This window comes from Haloarchaeobius pelagicus, from assembly GCF_051207375.1.
GTDB lineage: Archaea > Halobacteriota > Halobacteria > Halobacteriales > Natrialbaceae > Haloarchaeobius.
Genome location: NZ_JBPJZD010000003.1, coordinates 36,454 through 58,582, shown reverse-complemented (window position 1 = coordinate 58,582; position 22,129 = coordinate 36,454). Strand labels below are relative to the sequence as shown.

The following is a 22,129-nucleotide window of genomic DNA, read 5'->3' as shown; positions in this document are numbered from 1 at the left end:
AGCCCGGCCTCCGACGAGGTTCTGTCATGAACGATTGTCGGACCCTCCACGACAGCCACGAGGTGCGCTACCGATGACCGTCGAACTCGATGGGCAGTCGCTGACCCCCGAGGACGTGGTCGCGGTCGCCCGCCACGACGAGCCGGTCGCGATTCCGGACCCGGCACGCGAACGCGTCCGCGAGGCCCGCGAGCGCGTCGAGCACGTGGTCGACGCCGGCGAGGCCGTTTACGGCCTCAACACCGGCTTCGGCGAACTCGTCAACGAGCGCATCCCACGCGAGAAGATAGAGACGCTCCAGACCAACCTCATCCGGAGCCATTCGGCCGGCTCGGGCCGCGAGTGCACTCGCGAGGAGGTCCGGGCGATGCTGGTCACCCGCGTCAACGCCCTGGTGAAGGGGTACTCGGGCATCCGCGAACACGTCGTCGACCACCTCGTGACGTTCCTGAACGAGGGCGTCCACCCGGTCGTCCGGTCGCGCGGGAGCCTCGGTGCGAGTGGCGACCTCGCCCCGCTGGCCCACCTCGCGCTGGTCCTGCTCGGCGAGGGCGAGGCCCACTACGACGGTGAGCGCGTCTCCGGGGCCGAGGCGCTCGACGCGGTCGGGCTGGAACCGGTCACCCTCGCGCCCAAGGAAGGCCTCGCGCTCATCAACGGGACCCAGCTGACCGTCGGCAAGGCCGCACTCGCCGTGGTCGACGCAGAACACATCGTCCGGACCGCCGACGCCGCGGGCGCGCTCACCACCGAGGTCACGATGGGGACCACCGCGAGCTGTGACCCGGCCATCCACGACGTGCGGCCTCACGAGGGCCAGCAGGCGAGCGCCGACAACATCAGGCGGCTCTGTGCCGACTCCGGCATCGTCGAGTCCCACCGCAACTGCGACCGGGTGCAGGACGCCTACGCGATTCGCTGTATGCCGCAGGTCCATGGGTCCGTCAGGGACGCCATCGCGCACACCAGGGACGCCGTCGAGACCGAACTCAACAGCGCAACCGACAACCCGCTCGTGTTCGATGCCGCGGACGTGAATTCGCGTGCATCGGGTACCGAGAAGGGCGCAATCATCTCGGGTGGGAACTTCCACGGTGCGCCGCTCGCCCACCGCCTCGACTACCTGACCGCGGCGATGACCGACCTCGCGGCGATCTGCGAGCGCCGTGTCGACAGGATGGTCAACCCGAACCTGCAGGAACCGCACCTCCCGCCGTTCCTCACCGCCGAGAGCGGCCTGCGCTCGGGGTACATGATCGCCCAGTACACCGCCGCCGCGCTGGTCAACGAGTGCCGGTCGCTCGGTCGTGCCGCGACCGACAACACGCCGGTCTCCGGCGGGCAGGAGGACCACGTCAGCATGTCGGCCCAGTCCGCCCACCACGCCGATACTGCGGTCGAGCACGCTGCGACCGTCGTCGGCGTGGAGTTGCTCTGTGCCGCCCAGTCACTCGACTTCGTGGACGACGGCCTCGAACCGGCGGCCGGGACACAAGCCGTCGCGGACGCGGTGAGAGAGGTCGTCCCGACGCTCGACGAAGACCGGGTGCTCGCGCCGGAACTCGACCGCGCCGCGACCCTCGCCAGAAGTGGGATGCTGGTCGAGCAGGTCGACGCGGCGCTGGCGGAACCGCTGCAGTGAGCGGGTGACGGTTCCAGCCGTTCCCCGGCTACCGAGGTGTGCGCGACAGCAGATACGCCCCCAGCGACGCGCGAGAGACGGGGCTCGGCGTGGTGTTCGCTTTCGTCGGGTGACTGGTGCTCGGCATCGAACTCCTCGCGTGAGAGCCGCAGTTCGACAGAAGCCTGTCGGTCACCAGAGTGGTCGTCTGAGAAGGCGATCAGAGACGATGTGGGGGGATTGGGTGCCTCTGACCGCAACTGCCCCGTCGCATGTGAGACTTCCTACCAGACGATGATAAATCTAGTGTTTGTTATTGCGTGCAATTTTCCTGTATCCGCGCGAGCACCGGAATCTCGTCCAGTCGTTCGGCGTCGAGCAAGTCCCAGTCGAGACCGGTCGGCTTCGGTCGCGGGTCCGGTCGGTAGGTCTCGGTCGGCGTGGCGATGATGTCCATCGGCACGTCGTGCTCGCCGACCGGGACGTCCTCGTCGACGACCTGAAGGTCGTGGACCGTGGTCACGACCGGCGTGTCGTCGGACACCAGCCCGAGCTCGCGCAACACCGCGAACTCCATGTCGGAGTACCCCTCGCCCTTGCCGACGCGGTCCCCAGAAGGGGTGACCGCGACGCTGCCGGAGACGACGAGGTCGATGGCTGGCACGTCCTCGGGCGCGACCTGTACGCCGAGTTCCGACGACCCGGCGATGGTCACCGCCCGGTCGATATCGTCGATTCGAGCCGGGTCGAGTTCGAGGAACGGCTTCTCGTCGCGCAGTCGCGGCACCGCCATGTACACCGTCTTGCCGGCTTCGAGCGCGGCCCGCCGGAGGGGCTTCTGTGGCGAGTCCGGGTTCGCCTTGATGGTCGTGGCGGCCTGCCACTCCTCGGTCTCGGTGATGCGCTCGGCGGCCTCGTCACAGCCCTTGAAGTTCGGGATGCGACCGTGGGGAGGGAACGGGAACCGGGCCTGATTCTGCGCCTCCAGGGCGTCCCAGATCCGCTCGCGGAGGTCCTGCTTGTCGACCGTCATTCGAGCAGGAACCGCATCGCGTTCGGGAATCGACGCGCCCACGCGGATTCGTGGTGAATCGCCCCCTCGTCGAGGACGAATTCGAGCTGGGAGTCGTCGTAGCCCTGTTCCCGAAGCACGTCGCGCATCCGTTTCGCGTCGGTCACGTAGGCCTCCTGCAGGTCCTCGTCGTCGTCACCTTCGGCCGTTCCCACGTCCATGTAGATGCGTCCCGAATCCCGGGTCTGGTCGGCCATGTAGTCGAAGATCTTGCCTTCGGTCCACCAGAACGCGGGGCTGAACACGCCGGCGAAGCCGAAGGTGTCGGGGTACTCGAAGAACCCGTACAGGCTCACCAGCCCGCCGAGCGAGGAGCCGGCGAGCCCGGTCGATGCCGTGTCGTCCCGGGTCCGGAACGCCTCGTCGACCATCGGTTTGATTCGCTCGACCAGCACTTCGAGGTAGTCGTCTGCGCCGCCACCGCCGAACTCCTCGTGGGCATACGGGGTGTACTCCAGCTGCCGGTCGTCGTCCGCGTTCGGGATACCGACGACGATGGCGTCGATGCCCTCGTCGGAGAGGGCCTGCATCGTTTCGTCGACTTCCCATTCGCCGGAGTAGCTCGCAACCTCGTCGAACAGGTTGTGCCCGTCGTGCATGTAGACGACGGGGTACGCTTTCCCGGAATCCTCGTAGCCCGGCGGGAGGTGAACCAGCAGTTCCCGGTCGGCGGCGAGCCGCGGGTCCGAGAACCTCGACGAGACGCGCAGGTCACCGACGACGGTCGCGTCGGGGTCGCCCTCGTAGGGACGCCAGTCGAGTGTCGTGCTCGTGGTCGTCATCGGAACTGGGTTCCCACGGGCCGGTGCTAAAACTTTGTGTCCGGTCACGGATTCCGGCTGTCTGGTCGGAGCTGTCTCCAGCCTACCGGTCCCAGAGGTCGTACACCTGGTCGGGGAACGACGAGAACCAGAACGTCACCGCGACGTACAGCCAGAACAGCTGCACGAATCCCGACGTCGACAGCGCCAGCTGGGCCGCCGGGAACACCACCACGCCGAGCAACACGGGCGCAGCTTTGACCAACCCGAGTTCCCACCGGCCCCAGTGGACTCCCGGCTCGAACGACAGGTAGGCGTCGCCGCCGAGGACCACGACCAGCGACTCGACACGCCCCCGGCAGATGACGACGCCCACCGCGTGGGCGAGTTCGTGGGCGACCGAGGCCGGGAGCGTGAACAGCGAGTAGAAGACCGCGACGTACGAGGGGCCGCCGGGTGTCACGCCGACCGGTTCGCCCCGGTCGCCGTAGAGGCTGATGGGCTTCGCGGCGGCAGCCGGCAGTGGCCCGGTCGCGACCGTGAGTGCGGCCGCGACCGCACCGACGCCCGAGACGAGGATCGCCAGCGTCAGCCAGGTGTTGGTCCCGCCCTGCAGCGCGACCATCACGCTCGCGAAGACGAGGATGCCGCCGTTGAGGGCGAGGTTGCCGCGGGCGTCGGCGAGTGGGTTCACTGTCTCTCTGTCTGTGGTCTAGGGGTCGCTCATGATAAGCACTGAGGTGAGGTATCAGAAAGTCGCTGAGTGTCACGCTACGTGGGACGACACTCCACGACCAGCAGGTTGGCGACGGCCCCTCCCGGGCGACGAGTGACTTGATTCCTGATGACACCGATGTTGGGCAGGCTCGCTACACCCAGAACGCGTCCTCCCACGGCTCCGTCTCGAAGACAGTCCGCTTGAGCAACTCGACTGCTTTCTCCAGTCCTTCCACCGAGGAGGTCAGCGAGTCCTCGTGTTCGATGCTCAAGGCACCGTCGTAGCCGACCATCCGGAGGGTCGAGACGACGTCCTTCCAGTGCTCTTCGCCGTGGCCGTAGCCGACCGACCTGAACAGCCAGGAGCGGTCTATCTCCTCGGTGTAGTCGGTAGTGTCGAGGACGCCCTTCACCTCAGCGTTCTCGGAATATACCTTCGTGTCCTTCGCGTGGAAGTGGTGGATGGCGTCCTTCTCACCGAGGAACCGAATCGCCTTCGTCACGTCGATACCCTGCCAGTAGAGGTGTGAGGGGTCGAAGTTCGCACCGACTCGCTCGTTGGTCGCCTCACGGAGTTTCATCATCCCGGTCGGTTCGTAGACCAACATATTCGGGTGCATCTCGATTGCCAGGTCGACGGCGTGCTCGTCCGCAAAGGCCGCGAGGTGGGACCAGTACTCCGTCGCGACCTCCCACTGGTACTCGTGGGCGTCGGCATGGACAGTCGGCCAGGGCGCGGTGACCCAGTTCGGAACCTCGTCATTTGGACCCCCAGCAGGAAGCCCCGAGAAGCAGGTGACGGTGTTCACATCCAGCTGTGCGGCGAGTTCGATCGCCTCGCGAAGTTCTCTATCTGCCGTCGCGGCCGTCTCCTCGTCCGGGTGCAGCGGATTGTTGTGCGTCGCGAGCGCGCTCACGGAGATGTCGTGTTCGTCCAGCAGCGCGTGGAGCTTCGACTGCGCGGCAGGGTTATCGAGGTGCTTCTCGCGGTCGAGATGGGGCCCTCCGGGGAAGCCGCCGCATCCGAGTTCGACGGTATCGACGTCGAGGTCCGAGAGATACGTCAGCGTCTCCTCGAGTGACCGGTCCCCGAATGGCGCGGTGAGCACACCGATGTCCATCGAGTCAGTCACCTCCTGGAATCGGCGGGGTGCTCTCGGTCACTGCGACGGTTCGGTCGTTCTCCGAGGACCGGTAGATAGCGTCGATGACACGCTGGACGGTAACGCCTTCTTCGACGGTGTTACAGCCGGGGTGTACTCCGTCGCTGACCGCCTCGAGGAAGACGGCCTGCTCGGCTCGATGCATATTGCTCTCACTCGTTTCGATGTCACTGTCGATGAGGCGGTCGGTGCTACCCTTCTCGGCGTCGAGCAGTGTCAGTTCCTGTGCCTTCCGGTCGAATCGTGCGCCACCCTCGGTCCCACGGATGAAGAACTCGTGCGTGGTCGGCCGATTGGCTGCCCAGGCGACTTCGAGCGAGATGCTTCGGCCGTCGGCACATCTGATGAAGGCACTCGTCGAATCGTCCACGTCAAATCCCTCGGGACCGGCATCCTCGCCCCACATTTCGACGAAGGCGTAGTCGTCCCGTCCGCCGAACTGCGAGCGCGTGACGCCCGAAACCTCGACGACTTCCGGGTAGTCGAGGAAGTGTAACGCGAGGTCGATGGCGTGTACGCCGAGGTCGATGAGGGAGCCACCACCGGAGACGTCTTTGGTAGTGAACCACGACCCACGGCCGGGGACTCCCCGCCGCCGGACGTAATTCGCCTCGATGTGCGTGACCTCACCGAGCCGACCCTCGCGGATGTACTCCGTGAGGACCTCGACGACGTTACTGAATCGATTGCTGAATCCCACCATACAGAAGCCGTCGGCGTCCTCGGCGGCGTCTGCGATACGCTCTGCACTCTCCAGCGAATGTGCGAGCGGTTTCTCCAGCAGGACATCGAGGCCCGCTTCGAGCGCACCGACCGCGTACTCCTCGTGGAAGCGATTCGGTGTGGTGACGATGACTGCGTCGACGGCGTCGTAGAGCGCAGCAGCGTCCTCGTACGCCTGCGCGTCGAACTCCGATTCGAACCGTTCACGGGCAGCAGGAGCGATGTCGAGGCCACCAACGAGGGCCGCATCGAGTTCCTGAAGTTGCGCGGCGTGGTGGCGTCCGATGTTCCCGAGGCCGACGAGACCGACCTGCGGCTGCTGTTCCGCACTCATTCGTGACACCCCCCATCGAGTCGGGTTCCCGTCGTCGGTCTCTGCTGCTGTCGCAGTCGGGAGACGTTCCGGTGACAGGTCTCGATTCGAATCTCTACGGTCTGTCGAGGTCTGTGTGTTGCATTCATCTTTGTTTCCGGTCCGCAAGCGACACGGTCCCTGTTAGAACGGTCAACGAGCCAGGGGCATATAATTCTACCGAACCTTAAACAAGTATTTGATTCAGATTTTTTGAAGTGGTGTTCGCACCCATCTCTGGCGCTGTTCGTACTCAGTTCATGTGCTACAGACAGTTCGCCACCGTCCACTCACAGATTTCCTGACCCCACAAGAGAGCAGCATTCCATCGCATCGGTCGCACTGATGCGACGAGTGGTTCAGCTACTACATGGTTCAGCTGCCGAATGATGCGTGAAGGGAGAGGTATTCGGGAGAAAACGCAGCACAAAATCTAACCCGGAGCTGAACGCGATCGTCCGCGAGAAGACCGTTCGAGAGAACCGACCGCACGGGTTCCCGGTTGCCAGAGAATGGTTCCGTACTACGCGCTCTCACTGAGCGTGACCGAGGTGGCCTCGTAATCTTCGATGAACGCCTCGGGTCCACCGAAGCTCACCTCACCGTCGTCGGTTTCGAGAGAGAGGCTCACCTCTAACGTGTAGTCGTTCGTCGTCGGCTCGACGAACGCCTGTTTCACCCGGCTTACGACCCCGGAGAACTCCTCACCGGATTTCGTCGTGACGGTGGCCGTGAGGTCGGTGCCCAGTTGCTGATGACGGAACGCCTGGAAGACCGCCTGTCGGAACCACTCGTACGTTCTCGGGAGCGGGTCGGGGTCGGACACGTACACCTCCGTCGATGCTGGCCAGTACGCACTGAGATACACACCGTGAACAGCACCCGTGAGATGGCGCTGTGAGACCGTCACGGACTCCTTGTCCATGTGCGGACCAGTGAGGAAGTTCGGGTCACCGATCATCGCAGATTCGTCGTCGACCGCGTAGAAGAACGGAAGTGCTGCATCCCAGCAACGAACGGCGTCTGCAGCCCCGGCAAATCGAGTCGCATCCGACTCGTATCGGTCCATCGTCTCCACGTTTGCGAGTAACAGAAAGACCTGGACGTCGCGGGCGAGCGCAGCCCGAAGTTCCGTCTCGATCTCGGGATAGATGGATTCGGGAACCGCGACTATCGCCTCCTTCTCGGCCTGCCCGATGGCGTTTCGAAGCCGCTTCAATGCCGTCTCACGCGACTTTACGATCTGAATCTCGGGAGCCTTCGAACTGACGTCGTTGAACCGGTCGTCCAGGGACGGGGTGAGCGATTCGAGTCGCGAAGAGAGATTCCCGATCGCTTCCTGTGGCGGCAACGCACGGATAGTGGTCGGTGATGCGTAGTCTTTCACCTGAACGAGTCCCTTCTTCTCGAGGCGGTCGGTGATACTGTAGACCGCCTGCTGTGAAACGTCGGCATCTTCGGAGATGGTGCTCGTGGTCGCTTCACCCCGGGACAGGAGCGCCAGATACACGTCTATCTCCTTGTCCGAAAACCCGAAGGTCCGCAGCTCTTCTCTGAGCTGTGGTTCGTCCTGTTTACCGTTCTGAGTCATTAGTCGTGGGTTGCGTTTCCGTGCTGATTTTTCTGTCCATTCCCCGGTGATCGACTCCTCGTGCGACCGCGTGACTGTGAGCGTGTGCGAGATTCCCCATATCGTTCAGTGGAGTCGTGGCTCGTTGTCAGCACGGTCCTGCTGGGCGTCGTCGGTTCGCATCAGTTGCCACCCCTGAACGAGCTGCCGAGCCTTCGGGGCAAGCGTTCGCCGACAGTCACGGACGAACGCGTAGATGCCGTAGACCCAGAAGAAGAACAGCACCGTCACCGCGCTGACGTACAGAGTGGTGATCGTGTCGAACATGGTCAGTCCGCAGTGGTGCCACTCTGGGTTGGCTGCTGTCCTTCGGAGACGGTCTCCAGGTTGTGGGTGATCGCCTCCCCGGTCTCCTGGTCGAACAGATGGAGGTTCTCTCGGTCGAAGAAGATTTCGACGTGCTCGTCCTCCGAGATCTCTGTGTCCGGGTCGACACTCATCATCAACTGGTTGGACTGCCGCTGTGCGTCGTCCATGTCGGTAGTCTCACTGTCTCCGTGCAGGAGGTAGACGAATATCTCGTTGCCCATCGGCTCCAGAACGTCAGTGACCGTGTCGAGGCCGGTCGTCGGGTGACGTACCTGGCCATCCTGTCCGGAGTGATGGACGTCCTCCGGGCGAACACCGAGCGTCACTGCATCGCCCACGGAGAGGTCGAAGTCGGCAGGGTCGAACTGGATAGAGACCGACGCAGATTCGAACCCGGTGGCCGAAACCTCGCCCTCGATGAAGTTCATCGACGGCGACCCGATGAAGCCGGCGACGAACAGGTTCGCTGGCTCGTTGTAACACGTCAGCGGCGGCGCGATCTGCTGCAGTTCGCCGTCGTTGAGGACCGCGATGCGGTCCGACATGGTCATCGCCTCCGCCTGGTCGTGCGTGACGTAGATGATGGTGGTGTCCAGCTCCTTGTGCAGGCGCTGGAGTTCCGTCCGCATGTGGACCCGAAGCTTCGCGTCGAGGTTCGCCAGCGGCTCGTCCATCAGGAACGCTTCGGGTTCCCGGACGATTGCGCGACCGATGGCCACCCGCTGGCGCTGGCCCCCAGATAGTTCCGAAGGCTTGCGGTCCAGGAGGTCCTCTATCTGGAGGATGTCCGCCGCACGCTGGACGCGGCGTTCGGTTTCAGCCGTCTCGAAATTACGGAGTCGTAGCCCGAAGCTGATGTTATCGAAGACGTCCATGTGCGGGAACAGCGCGATGTTCTGGAACACCATCGCGATACCCCGGTCCTTGGGTGGGAGATTCGTCACGTTCTTTCCACCGATGGACACGTCACCCTCGGTGGGCAACGTGAGCCCGGCGATGGTCTCCATGGTCGTGGACTTGCCACAGCCCGATGGGCCGACCAGACTGACGAACTCCCCGTCCCTGATGTCTATGCTCAAGTCGTCGATAGCCGTTACGTCTGCGTACCGTTTCGTTACGTGTTCGAGTTCAACGTTTCCCATGTGAAATCACTCCTTGACCGCTCCGGCGGTCAATCCGCTGACGATTTTTTCCTGTGCGACGACCACGAGTAGTGCGACCGGCAGGATGCCGATGAGACTCGCTGCCGCCATGTAGTTGTACAGACTCGTGTACTGGCTCTGGAAGGCCAGGATTCCCCACACGAGTGGTGCGCCGTTCTCGGGTTGTCCCGTCGTCATCAGGAACGAGAAGAAGAACTCGTTGTACACCGCGATGAACGTCAGGATGCCCGCGGTCGACAGACCGGGGGCCGAGAGTGGCATGATGACCCGGAACAGTGCGCCGAGTCGGGTCGTTCCCTCGACGCGCGCCGCGTCCTCCAGGCCGTCCGGAATCTGGCTGTAGAACGTCGTGAGGATGAACACCGAGAGCGGCAGGAACAGGCCACTGAACGGGACGATTATCGCCCCCACGGTGTTGAACAGGTCTGGGCTCTGGATGCCGAAGAGCATCATGTTCCCGGTGAACAGCTTGAACAACGGAAGGATGAACGCCGCTGGGGGGAAAAAGGAGATGATCAGCAACAGCAGTAACAGCCCGCCCTTCCCACGGAATTCGAGCCGTCCGAACGCGTATCCAGCCAGACTCGAGACGAGCAGCACGTAGACCGTCGTCGCGGTGGCGATGACGAAGCTATTGAAGATGTACAGGTGGAGCGGGACGATGTTCCACATGTCCAGGAACACCGAGATGTTGAACCCGCGTGGGACCGGCCCCAGGTTCACGATGAGGTCGTTCGGCGTGAGCGCGAGCACGACCAGCCAGTAGATCGGGAACAGCGTCGTGAACATGAAGAACAGAAGTGCGACGATGAACATCGCTCTGTGGACCGTCCCCGGGTCCTCGATGGCACGCCTGACCCACTGGGTGAACGGGCCACCGCCGTCCTGGTCGTCGGTTTGCTGGGCGGTCGCCATCTTAGACGCTCCCCCCGATTCCCCGCAGACTGCTCACGAACTTGACCAGGTACACCATGATGAACAGGCTGATTATCGTGGCGGTGAGGAAGGCCAACGTTGCCGACGTGCCGAACCGGTTCGAACGGAATGCCGAGATGACGAGACAGGTCATCGACGGGACGGTCCGGCAGCCCGACAACACCTCGATGACACCGTACACCTTCAGGGCACCAAGGGTCCGGAACAGCATGCCGACCATCACCGCAGGGAGCACCAGCGGAAGGGTGATCAGCCTGAATCGCTGCCAGGTGGTCGCACCGGCGACCTTGCTCACGTCGTAGAGACTTCGGTCGATGCTCTGCATCCCCGCGAGGATGATCAGCGCCATGAACGCGGAGGTCTTCCAGGCGTCGGTGAGCGTGATGAGTATCAGTGAGTCCTTCGTGTTCGACAGCGGCGTCGAAGAGAAGAGGCCCAGTTCCTGCAGAGGTGCGACCAGGAACCCGATGCTCGGCTCGAACAGGAGATAGAACATCATTCCCTGGACCACCACGGGTACGGCCCACGGAAGGAGAATCGCCATCCGGACCCACGCCCGGCCACGGAACTCCTGGTCGAGTATCAGGGCCTGTGCGAGCCCGATGAGCGTCTCCAGGGCCACGCTCCCGGCAGTGAACGCGATGGTGAGCCCGACGGCGTACCAGAACGAGCCCGGTAGCACCGCATTTCGTTCCCCAGTCAATACTGCAACGTAGTTCTCGGTGCCGACGAATTCGCCCACGGAGACGCCAGAGAGTGCGTCCGCGTGGAGTGACATGGTGAACGTATCCACGAGGGGCCACAGTGCGACCGCACCCACCATCAGGAACGCCGGCAGTATCAGGAGGTACGCGTACAGCTCCTCTGGAAGCGTTTCGATCTTGTTGGCGATGGCGTAATCCGGACGCGGGATGCCGTTCGCCCGTCTATTGTCAGTGCTCATTGGCTTGTTCACACGGACTGTTCTTCGATGTCCTTCAGCGTGGTCGCGAGCTTGTCCATTGCCTGTTGCGGTGAGTTGCCGCTACCCTTCTGCAGTGCCTTGTTCACGGCACTGGCGATGGCACCGGATTGGTCCGGCCAGGCGGTGGTTACGGGCCGTGGGATGGCGTTGTTCCCCGCGGTCTGCAGGGCGTCCATGTACCGCCCCATCACCGGAAGGTTCCGTGCCGAATCGGAGTTGAAAACCGCCGATTTGGGGGGCAAGAGCCCCAGGGTCTCGAATTGCCATAGCTGGAACTCCTCAGACATCTTCGCCTTCAGGACCTCCACGACGGCATCCTTCTTCTTCGAGTTGGGATTGACCACAGAGTTCCAGCCTCCCAGCGCGGATGCGGTCCCACCGGTGCCAGGGAACTGGGCCTCGCTTTCCGTGACGCCGTACGGCAGCGGCATCACACCGAGCTTCTCGCCCAACGCATCTTCCGCACCGTTGATGGCGATCGAGTAGGGCCAGTTCCGGTGCATGACGGCGTTGCCGTTGGTGAACGGCTTCCGTGAGGTCTCCTCGGTCCAGCCCAGGGTCGCCGCAGGGGCGATGTTCCCCGTGATGTCCATCCCGTACTTGTCGTCCTCGCCGTGGATGAACGTCCGGACCATCTCGATAGCTTTCACGGCCCCGGCTTCGTTGACCGTGACGGGTCGTTCGTTGACCGGTCCGAACAGATTGTCGACGCCACCGAAGTACGCACCGCCCCACGTGGTCATCCACTCGTTGAAATCACAGCACGACAGCCCGCCGTAGCTGTCTGCCTGGAAGGTGTAGCCGTACTTGACGCCGTTCTGTTCCTTGACGTCGGCGGTTATCTCGGCAAATCGGCTCCAGGACATCGGCTCGGTCTGCCAACCCTCGGTGTCGTACCCGGCGTCCTCGACGAGGTCCTTGCGGTACTGCATCGTCGGGAAGTCGGGGAACGATGGGACGCCGTAAAGCGTCCCGTCGGGCGAACTCGCCGAGGCGACGCTGGCATCGAAGTAATCGTTCTTGATGGTACTGACCATGCTGTCGTCCAGCAGGTCTTCCAGGCTCTCTACTTGCCCCCGCTGGATGAACGGAATCGTCCAGCCGGAGTCCATGGTGAGAATGTCCGGTTCGTCACGACCTGCCGATAACCAGGTCCGGTACTGGTTGAGCAGTTCGTCGGTCGTCGAAGGGCCGTCCACGACCTCGACGAAGATGTCTTCGGAGAGGCCCGCGTTCCACAACGACTCTCGCAGCTCGTCTTTGACCTCGGGCGATTCGTTGGCCCCGACGCCGGAATACTGCCGAACGATGGTCTGGTCAGCATCTGCTTTCTCCGGTCTGTCTCCACCGCCTCCGAACCCACCGATACATCCAGCGAGGCTGGCCACACTGCTCGTTGCGCCAGCCACCTGGACGAATCGGCGGCGTGATACCGTTGGCCGCCTCGTGTTCTCCTTGCCACTATTACTCATGCTACGTCTGCCATTGTGACACAATCCATAATAAAGATACTGAATCAAGTAATTGATTAAGATTTTCTGCGGTGGCGAGGAGGCCAGTTCACCACGGGCAGGCAAGAGCAGAATATCACGATGAGGGGGCAGAAGAGCATATAGTTCCACGTAAGGCTCCAGACAAGACTAATCCAGCCATCGAACCACTTCTTCCAGACCCGCCAGAACCTGATGACGACTGCCGCTCGGGGACTGTGAGTTGCACTCCAGAAAATCGCCCACGAGGACTGGGACGGCCGTCAGTCGCCCAGAAAGTCGACCGTCTCCTCGACGACTCGCTGCTCGTCGGTCCGGAACGAGTGGTTCTCACCGGGGAGTTCGACCACCGCTCCCTCGGGCAAGTGCTCGGCCAGGGCGGTCGCGTTCTCGACCGAGACGGCCTCGTCCTCGTCACCCTGCAGGATTCGGGTCGGTACGTCGACCTCGGCCAACTCCGAGGCGGTGATGGACGGCAACTCGTCGTGTTCGCCGAACAGGATGGCGGGGGCCCAGAGCACGAGGCGGTCGGCGCGGTCGGCGGGGAGGTGCCGGAGCGCGAGACGGCCACCGAAGCTCTTTGCGACGACGCTCACGGAGCCAGGGTCGCGGTCCCGCAGGAACTCGACGCCAGCACGAAGCTCCGCCCGGAAGTCCGCGGTCGTCTTCGCGTCGAGGTCGTCGTGGTCCTCCCAGGTGACGAAGCGCGCGACCAGATACCCGCGTTCCGCGGCGGCCTCGGCGACGCGGTCGAACACGTCGCCGTAGGGCCCGTGCCCTGCACCCGGCACCACCAGCACAGCGCCCTCGACCGTACCCGTCGGTTCGTTCAGGCGACCTGGGTAGCTCGTTCCATCGACCTCGAGAGTCACGTCGGTTCGGTTCATAGTGGCACATCCGACATGAGTGATGTAAGCGTTGTCCCGGGACATCGGTCCCGTCGTGCGGTCCCGAAACTATTTGCCTGCTCCGGGTCCAGTCGGCGGACGTGGAGTTCATCGCGTCGGGCGAAACCGCAGGACACGCGGGGGCGGATGCCGAGCAGTCGGTCTGGCAGGCCATCACGAGAGCCTTCGGTCCCGGTGACGAGGGCGTGGCGTACTGGCGCTACCCCATCATCGACCCGAACGGCGAGTCGTTCGACCGCGAGGTCGACTTCCTGCTGTTGCATCGCGACATCGGTCTCGTCGTCGTCGAGTGCAAGGGCTACCAGCCGGACCACATCGCGGCCATCGAGGGCGACCGCTGGCGACTGCAGGGCACCCGGCAGTCGAGTGCGACACCATACACACAGGCCCGTGACCAGGGGTTCCGGCTGGTCCGCCACCTCCGGAAGGAGCCCACCCTGGTCGACGACCGGGGGAACTGCACAGTCCCGCTGCACTTCTTCGTCGCACTCCCGAACGTCGACCGCGAGGCGTGGGACCGGCGATTCGGTGGCCTCCCGTCGGCCCCTCCCGTGATTACCGGGGACGAACTCACGCCTGGAGGGTTGCGCGACCGGCTCGAACGGACCCCTGGCGACGGACTGACCAGCGAGAAGTTCCGGGCCGCCAGGGCGGTACTCTCGGGCGGTCAGCCCATCTCGGGCGACCGTGACGGGCCGGCGTCGGGCGACGAACCGGAAGGCGAGAGCAAGGCCGAACTCGCCGCCCACGTCGACCGCGGGCTGAAGCGACTTGACCGCGAGCAGGAGGAGATGACGCTGCAGGTTCCCGACGGCCCACAGCAGATTCGGGGCATCGCGGGGTCGGGCAAGACCGTGTTGCTGGCAGGCAAGGCGGCCCAGTTGCACGCCCGGCACCCGGACTGGCGCATCGTGGTCACCTTCCAGACCCGGAGCCTCTACGAGACGGTCGTCGAGACCATCCGGCGGTACTACCGGCATTTCGCCAGCGGCGACCCGGACTGGACCCGGCTGCAGGTGATGCACGGCTGGGGCGGCAAAACCCGCCGTGGACTGTACTCCGAGGCCGCACAGGCTGCCGGGGTCGACCCGCGAACCTACAGCGAGGCCCGCGCAGAGTTCGAGGAGTCCGGCGACGAAGACGACGTGTTCGGGGAGCCCTCGGGCACTGGTGGGGACCCGGACCGCGACCTCCTGCACCACTGCTGTGCCGAAGTCCTCGACGAAGGCGACCCACAGGAGCGCTACGATGCGATTCTCGTGGACGAAGCCCAGGACTTCGACCCGGCGTTCTTCCGGCTCTGTCACGCGGTGTTGCGCCCGCCGAAACGGCTCGTCTGGGCCTACGACGAGGCACAGAGCCTGCAGTCGCTGTCGGCACCCAGCCCGACCGAGATATTCGGCACCGACTCGCGGGGACGACCCAGGGTCGACCTCAGCGGGGCCTACGAGGGCGGGGTCCAGAAGAGCCGCATCCTCCGGAAGGCCTACCGGACGCCCCGGCCCGCCCTCCTGCTCGCCCACGTCTTCGGGATGGGACTCTGTCGGGACACCGGCGCCGTCCAGGCGCTGACGACCCAGTCCGGCTGGGAGGACCTCGGCTACGAGATCGAGGGCGACTTCCGGCGGTACGGGGAGCCGGTGACGCTTCGCCGGCCACCCGAACACAGCCCGCATCCACTCGCAGGGGTTCCTTCGGCGCGCCCGTTCGTCCGGGTCGAGCGGTTCCCCGACCGCGGGGGCGAACTCGACTTCGTCGCCGATGCCATCGCCCGTGACCTCCGGCAGGGTGAGCTCGACCCGGCACAGGTCATGGTCGTCACCCTGGGCGATGTCGGGGAGTCCCGAACCGCGGGGAGCAGACTCGCCGACCGCCTTGGTCGCCGCGGTATCGACGCGAACCTGGTCTGGGACGGTGACCCCGACGTGTTCACCGAGGCCGGTGCCGTCACCATCTCACGGGTCAACCGCGCGAAGGGGAACCAGGCCCCGCAGGTCTACGTCGTCGGCGTCGACACTGTCGCCGACTCGACCCGACGCGCCTCGCTCGTCCAGCGCCGGAACGAGGCGTTCGTCGCCATGACGCGGACCACCGCCTGGGTGACCGTGTCGGGAAGCGGTGACGAGGAGCGCCTGTTCGACGAGCTGACCAGCGTCGCGGCGCAGGTCTCCGGCCAGGACCCCGTCGTAACGTTTCCAGCACCGGAACAGAGCGCCCTGGCGCGGACGATGCTGGACGCGACGCTCGACGTGTTCTGACGCCGATTCTGAAAGTTGTTGGATATCCAACCGTACTCAGCTACGCAGAATCGGTTTATGTCCCCCAAGCGACTGAATCGGTAACGGAAATCCGAGGATTTCGTAATGCCCAGGAGCCTCAGACCCACCAAGCGCGAACCGACGCAGACGAGCCGACCGTTCTCTTTGACGTTATACCTGTCACTTCCGATGAGGCGGTGTGCCTGATGATTCGAGACGACGAGTTGCTCTCGACGGCCGGGCGAACCGCGGACTTCACCGAGAGACTGTTAGACAGTCTGGCGGCCGCCGGATGTGACCTCGACGACCTCACACCCGCCGACATCACCGTCTTCGAAGACCTGCACGTACAGGGCTTCGAGGCGACCCTCGAACTGGCCGCGCTCGCGGACGTCGACGAGGAGAGTCTGGTCCTCGACGTGGCTGCCGGGCTGGGTGGTCCCACCCGTGCCCTGGCGGACGAGTTCGGCTGCCAGGTCGTCGGCGTCGACCTGACGCCCGCGTTCTGCCACGCTGCGACCGAACTCACCCGGCGCGTCGGCCTCGACGACCAGGTGACCATCCGCAACGAGCACGCCCTCGACCTCCCGTTCGAGGACGACACGTTCGACGTCGTGTTCCTGCAAGACCTGGCCAGCGACATCGAGTACAAGGCCGGCCTGGCCGCGGAACTCCATCGAGTCCTCGTCCCCGGTGGCCGGGTCGCCGTCCACGAGGTCGTCGCAGGCCCCGTCGAGCCCCTGCTGACGCCCATGGCGCTGACCGCGGAAGGGCCGGTCGGCTCGCTGGTCCACCCCGACGAGTTCCTCGAGACGATGACCCGGGCTGGCTTCGAACCTCTCGACTGGCTCGACGTCTCCATCGAGGCAGCAGAGTGGTATCACTCGATGATACACCGTGCCGAGACCGAAGGCTTCCCCCCGTGCTTCGATGTGGTCGTTCGAGACGATCTCGTGCCGGTCTGCCGGTCCATGCATCGGAACCTCGACGAGGACCGGGCGAGGGCGTACCTCGGGCTGTTCGAGAAGTAAGGTCCGCCGTCCACGATTGTGGACTCGAGCACGTCCAGAAAGTGGATGGGAGAGAATGACGCACACGGGACGCGATGGTATGGCGATTTATTATCCTCCTCCGAGAACGCTCCGAATAGATGTCGGAAGAGGGGTCTGGGTCATCGTCGTCGTTGCTGCCCGAGGAGGCGTTCTCGCTACTCGGCAACGAGACGCGGTTCAACATCCTGCGAGCGCTCTGGGAACTGCTCGACCCGCCGGAGTCCAGACCGATCAGTTACTCGAACCTGATGGACTACGTCGGCGTCCGGGACTCGGGGAACTTCAACTACCACCTCGGGAAGCTCGAGGGCCACTTCGTCGAGTCGACGGACGAGGGGTACGTCCTCTCCGACGCCGGCGAACAGATCGTCCAGACCGTCGTCGCCGGGACAGCCGTCGAACAGACCTCCATGGACCCGGTCCACATCGGTGTGATCTGCCCCGTCTGCCACGGGACCGGGACCACCATCAGATACGACGACGAGACCCTGACCGTCCAGTGCACCGAGTGCGACGGGATATATCCATCTCGGCCCGGCAAGCTTGCCGAGTTCCACCTCCCACCAGCTGGGCTCGCCGGACGCGACCCGGTGTCGGTGTTCGAATCGGCCATCACACGAGTCACGCTCGAGACTCGCTCGATGATCGCGGGTGTCTGTCCGCGGTGTGCCAGCGAGCCCACCGTCGAGGTCGACTGGTGTCGTGACCACGAAGGCGGAGATTCAGGGCTGTGTGACAAGTGCGACACGACCATGCAGTCGATAGCGATGTACCTCTGCCAGACGTGTAAGCACATCTGGCGGTTCCCGATATGGTGCAACGTGCTCTGGCACCCCACGACCATCGCGTTCTTCGACAACCACGACGTCGATATCGAGCCACTCTCGTGGAACTACTACCTCCGTGGGCGCGAGTTCGACCAGGAACTCCTCTCCGAGGACCCACCGCGGCTCGCCATCACGGTGCCGGCAGACGACGCGACGCTCCAGTTCACGTTCGACGAATCCATGACCATCCTCTCGGTCGAGCGGGACGGCCCAGACGCCTGAGCGACTGAATCTCGCTGAGACCGGTCACGTAGGGATGGCATTCTCCCCCTCGATTGCCTGGCCCGAACTACCACCGAGTAGACAGGTAATGGCAGGTCGATTTATTATCCCACTCTGAGAAGACTCCTGTATGTCGAAGACGGGGGCGAAGGAAGGGAGTGCGGTACGACCCGAAACGGCGTTCTCGTTGCTTGGCAACGAGACCAGGTTCGGGATTCTCAAGGCACTCTGGGATATCTCCGAACCGCTCACCTCCAAGCCGGTCAGTTACTCGGACCTGATGGACGAGGTCGGTGTCAGAGATTCTGGGAATTTCAACTACCACCTCGGCAAGCTCGAAGGCCACTTCGTCCGGTCGCTGGACGAGGGATACGAACTCACGGCCGCGGGCGAACAGATCGTCCAGACCGTCGTCGCCGGAACCGGCGTCGAGCACCCCTCGATGGAAGAGCAGCACGTGGGCGTGGTCTGTGCGGTCTGTGGCGGCACCGAGACGACCGTCCAGTACGACGACGAGATTCTGTTGCTCCGGTGTACCGAGTGTCCCGGCTCGTACCCCACGCCCCCGGGGAAGCTCGCCGCCTTCCAGATACCCCCCGCGGGCCTCACCGACCGGACGCCGCGAGAGGTCTTCGAGGTTGGTATCACTCGCGTCGCCCTGAAGACGCAGTCGATGATAGAGGGCATCTGCCCGACCTGCTCGATGGAACCCACCATCGACGTCAAGCTGTACGATGAGCATATGGACCACGACGAGCCTGCAGAGTTCGAGGACACGATGTGGGCCATCGCCTACTACGGCTGCCCGCGGTGCAAGCTCACCTGGCGGTTCCCCACCTGGACGACCGTGATGTGGCACCCGGCGGTCATCTCGTTCTTCTACCAGCGCATGCCCGACGTGGACCCACTGTCCTGGGAGTACTTCGTCCGGGGTCGCGAGTTCGACCAGGAACTCGTCTCCGAGGACCCGATTCGCATCGCCATCACCGTGCGATACGAGGGTGACGCCCTGCAGCTCACCTACGACGAGTCGATGTCGGTGGTCGACATCGACCCGGAGCCCCTGTGAGATGCCCGCAACCCGCACACTCTTGTAGGGTCCCCGAGACGCACACGGCATGGACCTCGGAATCTCCGACAGAACCGCACTCGTGACCGGCGGGGCGGGTCGCCTCGGTAGCGAAGACGCCCGACACCTCGCTCGCGAGGGCGTCGAAGTCGTCGTGCTCGACGTGGACGAAGCCGGTGCAGAGCGCGTCGTGAGCGACATCGAAGACGAGGGGGGCGACGCGCTGGCGGTCGCCTGCGACCTGACCGACCGCGCCGACGTGCGCGAGACGGTCGCCGACGTTCGCGAATCGACCGGCGGCATCGACATCCTCGTGAACAACGCGGGATTCGTGGATGCGGTCTCCCGCATCGGGGACTTCGACGACGACCTCTGGGACCGCGACCTCGACCTCAACCTCACCGGCGCGTACAACATCACCAAAGAGGTGTTCCCCCACATGCGTGAGCGTGGCTGGGGTCGGGTCATCACCATGGCCTCCATCGCGGGCACCCACGGCAGCTTCGGCCAGGTGTCGTACTCGACGACGAAGATGGGGCTCGTCGGCTTCGGGCGGGCGCTCGCGCTCGAAGGCGCGAAAGAAGGTGTCACCTCGAACGTGCTCGCGCCGAGCATCGTCGTCGATGACCTCGCCGACCTCCCGCCGGACCAGCTCGAACAGGTGAACCCGCAGTTCGAGCGCATCCGCCAGGCGACTCCGATGAAGAAACTTGGCCGCGAATCCGACGTGGCCCCGATGGTGTGCTACCTCGCCAGCGAGCACGCCGATTACATGACCGGACAGGTCATCGGTATCACGGGCGGCGCGGACCTGCTGTCGACCTGATCGGCCCCCGAAACAGCCCTACTTCACCAGCGCCAACAACACGCACGAGAGCACCGTCTTCTCCTCCTCGACAGTGACGACCTCGGCCCGGTACCGGACCACACCGGTCGCCGTCGGGTGCTCACGGCGTTCCTTGTCGACGACCTCCGTCTCGACGCGCACCGTGTCACCGACGAACGTCGGATTGCGGAACCGCACCTCGTCGACACCATAGAGGGCGACGAGGCCGCTGTCGGCGTCACGCGACTGCCAGAGCAGGCCCGTCATCACGGAGAAGACGAGCGCGCCGTGTGCGATTCGTTCGCCGAAGTCGGAGTCGGCCATCTCGGCCGCGTCCATGTGGAGGTGGTTGAAATCGCCGCTGACGCCCGCGAAGTTCACCAGGTCGGCTTCGGTTATGGTTCGACCTGCTGTCTCGAGCGTGTCGCCGACCTCGATGTCCTCGAAATGCATGCCGGGACCTGGGGCGGGGCCGGACGTAAACCCAGGTGGTACACGTGGTCCGTGAGTCGTGGCGGTACTCGGATACGGGAGGCAGAAACCGGACTGAGAGCGCGCCGTCGACGCAGCGTCTCGGTCCTCAATCTCGCACTCAGTTCTTCCTGAAGTACACGTCGAACCGTTCGCCGCAGGACCTGCAGTTCCCCCACACCTTCCCATCGGCCTTCTCGTGTGACTCGGAGAGATTGCTGTCTCGCGGAATCAACACGGTCGCGTTCGTGCTCTCGCAGTGGATACACCGGGTCGTGACCGACTTCGGCTCGCTGTCTGTCCCTCCGGACCCCTCGACGTCGGCAGACGTGGCCTCGGCCCGCCCGCTCCGGTTCGCCTCCTGATTGGCCATGGAAGCCACCAGCGCCTCGAGGCACTTCAATGGGACAGCCAAAATACACGATATCGTGACTGTACCGGAGCGATGCCCGGTCGACGAGCGCCAGGTCAGAGTTCGCGCTGGAGCGCCTGTAACCGCTCGATTCGCTTCTCGGTCGGCGGGTGCGAGCGGGTCTCGACAGTGAACTCGCCGTCCGACGCCGGGTCCCCGTCGGTGAAGCCATAGGGGAGCAGGCAGAGCCCCTCGACGCCGGCGTACTGCCGGCGGTCCGTCGTCGGCGTGGCGACGCTCTCGTCGAGCGTCTGCAGCGCGGTCGCGAGTGCAGCCGGGTTGCCAGCGAGCAACGCACCGGACCGGTCCGCGACGTACTCGCGGTACTGCGAGAGGTTCCGACTGAGGCCGAGCACCATCGCCCCGACGACGCCAAGGACGATGCCCCCGAGCACGGCCGAGAGGACGAGCATCATCACGAACGAGATGGTGTACTCCGCGGAGAGGATCGGTGCGTCGATGAACGCGGCACTCAGGCCGTACAGGACGACGAGGACAGCGCCCCAGAACAGGTAGCCGAGCGAGCGAGTGCCGAACAGGCTGAAGTCGTCGCTGACGAGCGCCGGGACGAACGAGGCGAGTGTCATCACGGTGGCGTCGCGGTTCCGTACGTGGGCGAGTTCGTGCCCGAGGACCGCGTCGAGCTGGTCGTCGTCGAGCGCGTCGAGCAGGCCGGTACTGACGACGATGGTGGCGTTCCGGAACCCGCCGATAGCGAAGCTGTTGGGGACCGACGTGTCCGCGACCGCGAGACTGGGTGGCTGCATGTCGGCCTGGGTCGCGAGGCGCTGGAGGCGGGCGTGGAGGGCCGGGTACTCGTCGGCCGAGACCGGTCTGGCGTCGGCCTCCGCGAGGAGTTCACGGCGACTGTACCGGAACTGGGCCCAGACGAAGGCGACCAGGACGGGGAGGACGACCACGGCACCCCACGCGAGCGAAGACGCCCCCTCGATGCCGAGTGCGCTGGCGAGCGCGGCCTGCGGGTACGCCAGCCACGGACTGAGGAGGTACGCGACGGCGGAGACCAGGGCGAGGTCCGCGACGAGGATGAGCGCGAGCGTCAGGAGGATGCGCGCGGTGAGGTCTGAATCGCGTTCCATTCGACCGACGATTTATTCCAAGAAACTAAAACATTTCCGACTGGTTTTGGTTCTCGACCCGCTCCACCTGTCATTCGGCCAGT

The 22,129-nt window shown here is 64.4% G+C and carries 21 protein-coding genes; 6 read left to right on the top strand and 15 right to left on the bottom strand.

The genetic code is table 11. The annotated features are described in order from the left end of the window. Positions 1-73 precede the first annotated feature (73 nt). Entirely contained in the window at positions 74-1,642 is a 1,569-nt protein-coding gene (hutH, locus tag ACSC1S_RS18525) for a histidine ammonia-lyase (RefSeq protein ID WP_435365583.1), read from the top strand. Between the two features lie 292 nt (positions 1,643-1,934). On the opposite strand, the gene ACSC1S_RS18520 is transcribed toward hutH, so the two are convergent. The 12 genes from ACSC1S_RS18520 to ACSC1S_RS18465 form a co-directional block, all read right to left on the bottom strand. Beyond that, entirely contained in the window at positions 1,935-2,654 is a 720-nt protein-coding gene (locus ACSC1S_RS18520; RefSeq protein WP_435365582.1) for a 5-formyltetrahydrofolate cyclo-ligase, read from the bottom strand. After that, complete coding sequence (locus ACSC1S_RS18515; RefSeq protein ID WP_435365581.1) at positions 2,651-3,475, bottom strand: alpha/beta hydrolase; 825 nt, start codon at positions 3,473-3,475, stop codon at positions 2,651-2,653. Before ACSC1S_RS18515 ends, ACSC1S_RS18520 begins: the two co-directional genes overlap by 4 nt. An 82-nt stretch (positions 3,476-3,557) precedes the next feature. Then, complete coding sequence (locus tag ACSC1S_RS18510; protein WP_435365580.1) at positions 3,558-4,148, bottom strand: hypothetical protein; 591 nt, start codon at positions 4,146-4,148, stop codon at positions 3,558-3,560. A 175-nt stretch (positions 4,149-4,323) separates the two neighbouring features. Beyond that, entirely contained in the window at positions 4,324-5,292 is a 969-nt protein-coding gene (locus tag ACSC1S_RS18505; RefSeq protein ID WP_435365579.1) for a sugar phosphate isomerase/epimerase family protein, read from the bottom strand. Positions 5,293-5,296: 4 nt separating this feature from the next. Beyond that, the gene (locus ACSC1S_RS18500) at positions 5,297-6,391 is read right to left on the bottom strand and encodes a Gfo/Idh/MocA family protein (protein ID WP_435365578.1); all 1,095 of its coding nucleotides are present in this window, start codon (positions 6,389-6,391) and stop codon (positions 5,297-5,299) included. A gap of 541 nt (positions 6,392-6,932) precedes the next feature. Beyond that, entirely contained in the window at positions 6,933-8,000 is a 1,068-nt protein-coding gene (locus ACSC1S_RS18495) for a TrmB family transcriptional regulator (protein WP_435320583.1), read from the bottom strand. A 105-nt stretch (positions 8,001-8,105) separates the two neighbouring features. Continuing rightward, the gene (locus tag ACSC1S_RS18490; protein ID WP_435320582.1) at positions 8,106-8,306 is read right to left on the bottom strand and encodes a DUF8005 family protein; all 201 of its coding nucleotides are present in this window, start codon (positions 8,304-8,306) and stop codon (positions 8,106-8,108) included. Positions 8,307-8,308: 2 nt separating this feature from the next. Then, complete coding sequence (locus tag ACSC1S_RS18485) at positions 8,309-9,490, bottom strand: ABC transporter ATP-binding protein (protein ID WP_435365577.1); 1,182 nt, start codon at positions 9,488-9,490, stop codon at positions 8,309-8,311. Positions 9,491-9,496: 6 nt separating this feature from the next. Then, the gene (locus ACSC1S_RS18480) at positions 9,497-10,426 is read right to left on the bottom strand and encodes a carbohydrate ABC transporter permease (RefSeq protein ID WP_435320580.1); all 930 of its coding nucleotides are present in this window, start codon (positions 10,424-10,426) and stop codon (positions 9,497-9,499) included. A 1-nt stretch (position 10,427) separates the two neighbouring features. Then, on the bottom strand, positions 10,428-11,390 hold the full coding sequence (locus ACSC1S_RS18475) for a carbohydrate ABC transporter permease (protein WP_435365576.1): 963 nt from the start codon (positions 11,388-11,390) through the stop codon (positions 10,428-10,430). Between the two features lie 8 nt (positions 11,391-11,398). Beyond that, on the bottom strand, positions 11,399-12,883 hold the full coding sequence (locus ACSC1S_RS18470; protein ID WP_435365575.1) for an extracellular solute-binding protein: 1,485 nt from the start codon (positions 12,881-12,883) through the stop codon (positions 11,399-11,401). Between the two features lie 281 nt (positions 12,884-13,164). Next, entirely contained in the window at positions 13,165-13,788 is a 624-nt protein-coding gene (locus tag ACSC1S_RS18465; RefSeq protein WP_435365574.1) for an alpha/beta hydrolase, read from the bottom strand. Positions 13,789-13,889: 101 nt separating this feature from the next. Here ACSC1S_RS18465 and ACSC1S_RS18460 point away from each other — a divergent pair, with 101 nt between their 5' ends. The 5 genes from ACSC1S_RS18460 to ACSC1S_RS18440 all read left to right on the top strand — a co-directional run bounded on the left by ACSC1S_RS18460 (position 13,890) and on the right by ACSC1S_RS18440 (position 20,063). Continuing rightward, positions 13,890-16,067, top strand: coding sequence for a DNA/RNA helicase (locus ACSC1S_RS18460; RefSeq protein WP_435365573.1), 2,178 nt, complete (start codon positions 13,890-13,892; stop codon positions 16,065-16,067). A 206-nt stretch (positions 16,068-16,273) separates the two neighbouring features. Further along, positions 16,274-17,098 (top strand): methyltransferase domain-containing protein, encoded by an 825-nt coding sequence (locus ACSC1S_RS18455; RefSeq protein WP_435365572.1) that lies wholly within the window; start codon positions 16,274-16,276, stop codon positions 17,096-17,098. 119 nt (positions 17,099-17,217) lie between these two features. Then, the gene (locus ACSC1S_RS18450) at positions 17,218-18,168 is read left to right on the top strand and encodes a DUF7351 domain-containing protein (protein ID WP_435365571.1); all 951 of its coding nucleotides are present in this window, start codon (positions 17,218-17,220) and stop codon (positions 18,166-18,168) included. Positions 18,169-18,298: 130 nt separating this feature from the next. After that, the gene (locus tag ACSC1S_RS18445; protein WP_435365570.1) at positions 18,299-19,237 is read left to right on the top strand and encodes a DUF7351 domain-containing protein; all 939 of its coding nucleotides are present in this window, start codon (positions 18,299-18,301) and stop codon (positions 19,235-19,237) included. A gap of 49 nt (positions 19,238-19,286) precedes the next feature. Next, a complete protein-coding gene (locus tag ACSC1S_RS18440; protein WP_435365569.1) occupies positions 19,287-20,063 on the top strand; it encodes an SDR family NAD(P)-dependent oxidoreductase in 777 nt (258 codons plus the stop codon). Positions 20,064-20,081: 18 nt separating this feature from the next. On the opposite strand, the gene ACSC1S_RS18435 is transcribed toward ACSC1S_RS18440, so the two are convergent. From ACSC1S_RS18435 to ACSC1S_RS18425, 3 genes are all read right to left on the bottom strand, one after another. Next, entirely contained in the window at positions 20,082-20,516 is a 435-nt protein-coding gene (locus ACSC1S_RS18435) for a MaoC/PaaZ C-terminal domain-containing protein (protein ID WP_435365568.1), read from the bottom strand. Between the two features lie 139 nt (positions 20,517-20,655). Next, positions 20,656-20,907 (bottom strand): hypothetical protein, encoded by a 252-nt coding sequence (locus ACSC1S_RS18430; RefSeq protein ID WP_435365567.1) that lies wholly within the window; start codon positions 20,905-20,907, stop codon positions 20,656-20,658. Between the two features lie 95 nt (positions 20,908-21,002). Further along, positions 21,003-22,046, bottom strand: a complete 1,044-nt coding sequence (locus ACSC1S_RS18425) for a M48 family metalloprotease (RefSeq protein ID WP_435365566.1) — start codon at positions 22,044-22,046, stop codon at positions 21,003-21,005. Between the last annotated feature and the right edge of the window lie 83 nt (positions 22,047-22,129).

What these genes read in the sequence shown, in the direction of transcription:
- ACSC1S_RS18505 (WP_435365579.1), bottom strand. Translation starts at nt 5,292, where the DNA reads ATGGACATCGGTGTGCTCACCGCGCCATTCGGGGACCGGTCACTCGAG.
- ACSC1S_RS18500 (WP_435365578.1), bottom strand. Translation starts at nt 6,391, where the DNA reads ATGAGTGCGGAACAGCAGCCGCAGGTCGGTCTCGTCGGCCTCGGGAAC.
- ACSC1S_RS18465 (WP_435365574.1), bottom strand. Translation starts at nt 13,788, where the DNA reads ATGAACCGAACCGACGTGACTCTCGAGGTCGATGGAACGAGCTACCCA.
- ACSC1S_RS18450 (WP_435365571.1), top strand. Translation starts at nt 17,218, where the DNA reads ATGTCGGAAGAGGGGTCTGGGTCATCGTCGTCGTTGCTGCCCGAGGAG.
- ACSC1S_RS18470 (WP_435365575.1), bottom strand. Translation starts at nt 12,883, where the DNA reads ATGAGTAATAGTGGCAAGGAGAACACGAGGCGGCCAACGGTATCACGC.
- ACSC1S_RS18425 (WP_435365566.1), bottom strand. Translation starts at nt 22,046, where the DNA reads ATGGAACGCGATTCAGACCTCACCGCGCGCATCCTCCTGACGCTCGCG.
- ACSC1S_RS18485 (WP_435365577.1), bottom strand. Translation starts at nt 9,490, where the DNA reads ATGGGAAACGTTGAACTCGAACACGTAACGAAACGGTACGCAGACGTA.
- ACSC1S_RS18430 (WP_435365567.1), bottom strand. Translation starts at nt 20,907, where the DNA reads ATGGCCAATCAGGAGGCGAACCGGAGCGGGCGGGCCGAGGCCACGTCT.
- ACSC1S_RS18440 (WP_435365569.1), top strand. Translation starts at nt 19,287, where the DNA reads ATGGACCTCGGAATCTCCGACAGAACCGCACTCGTGACCGGCGGGGCG.
- hutH (WP_435365583.1), top strand. Translation starts at nt 74, where the DNA reads ATGACCGTCGAACTCGATGGGCAGTCGCTGACCCCCGAGGACGTGGTC.
- ACSC1S_RS18445 (WP_435365570.1), top strand. Translation starts at nt 18,299, where the DNA reads ATGTCGAAGACGGGGGCGAAGGAAGGGAGTGCGGTACGACCCGAAACG.
- ACSC1S_RS18520 (WP_435365582.1), bottom strand. Translation starts at nt 2,654, where the DNA reads ATGACGGTCGACAAGCAGGACCTCCGCGAGCGGATCTGGGACGCCCTG.
- ACSC1S_RS18515 (WP_435365581.1), bottom strand. Translation starts at nt 3,475, where the DNA reads ATGACGACCACGAGCACGACACTCGACTGGCGTCCCTACGAGGGCGAC.
- ACSC1S_RS18495 (WP_435320583.1), bottom strand. Translation starts at nt 8,000, where the DNA reads ATGACTCAGAACGGTAAACAGGACGAACCACAGCTCAGAGAAGAGCTG.
- ACSC1S_RS18480 (WP_435320580.1), bottom strand. Translation starts at nt 10,426, where the DNA reads ATGGCGACCGCCCAGCAAACCGACGACCAGGACGGCGGTGGCCCGTTC.
- ACSC1S_RS18490 (WP_435320582.1), bottom strand. Translation starts at nt 8,306, where the DNA reads ATGTTCGACACGATCACCACTCTGTACGTCAGCGCGGTGACGGTGCTG.
- ACSC1S_RS18455 (WP_435365572.1), top strand. Translation starts at nt 16,274, where the DNA reads ATGATTCGAGACGACGAGTTGCTCTCGACGGCCGGGCGAACCGCGGAC.
- ACSC1S_RS18475 (WP_435365576.1), bottom strand. Translation starts at nt 11,390, where the DNA reads ATGAGCACTGACAATAGACGGGCGAACGGCATCCCGCGTCCGGATTAC.
- ACSC1S_RS18435 (WP_435365568.1), bottom strand. Translation starts at nt 20,516, where the DNA reads ATGCATTTCGAGGACATCGAGGTCGGCGACACGCTCGAGACAGCAGGT.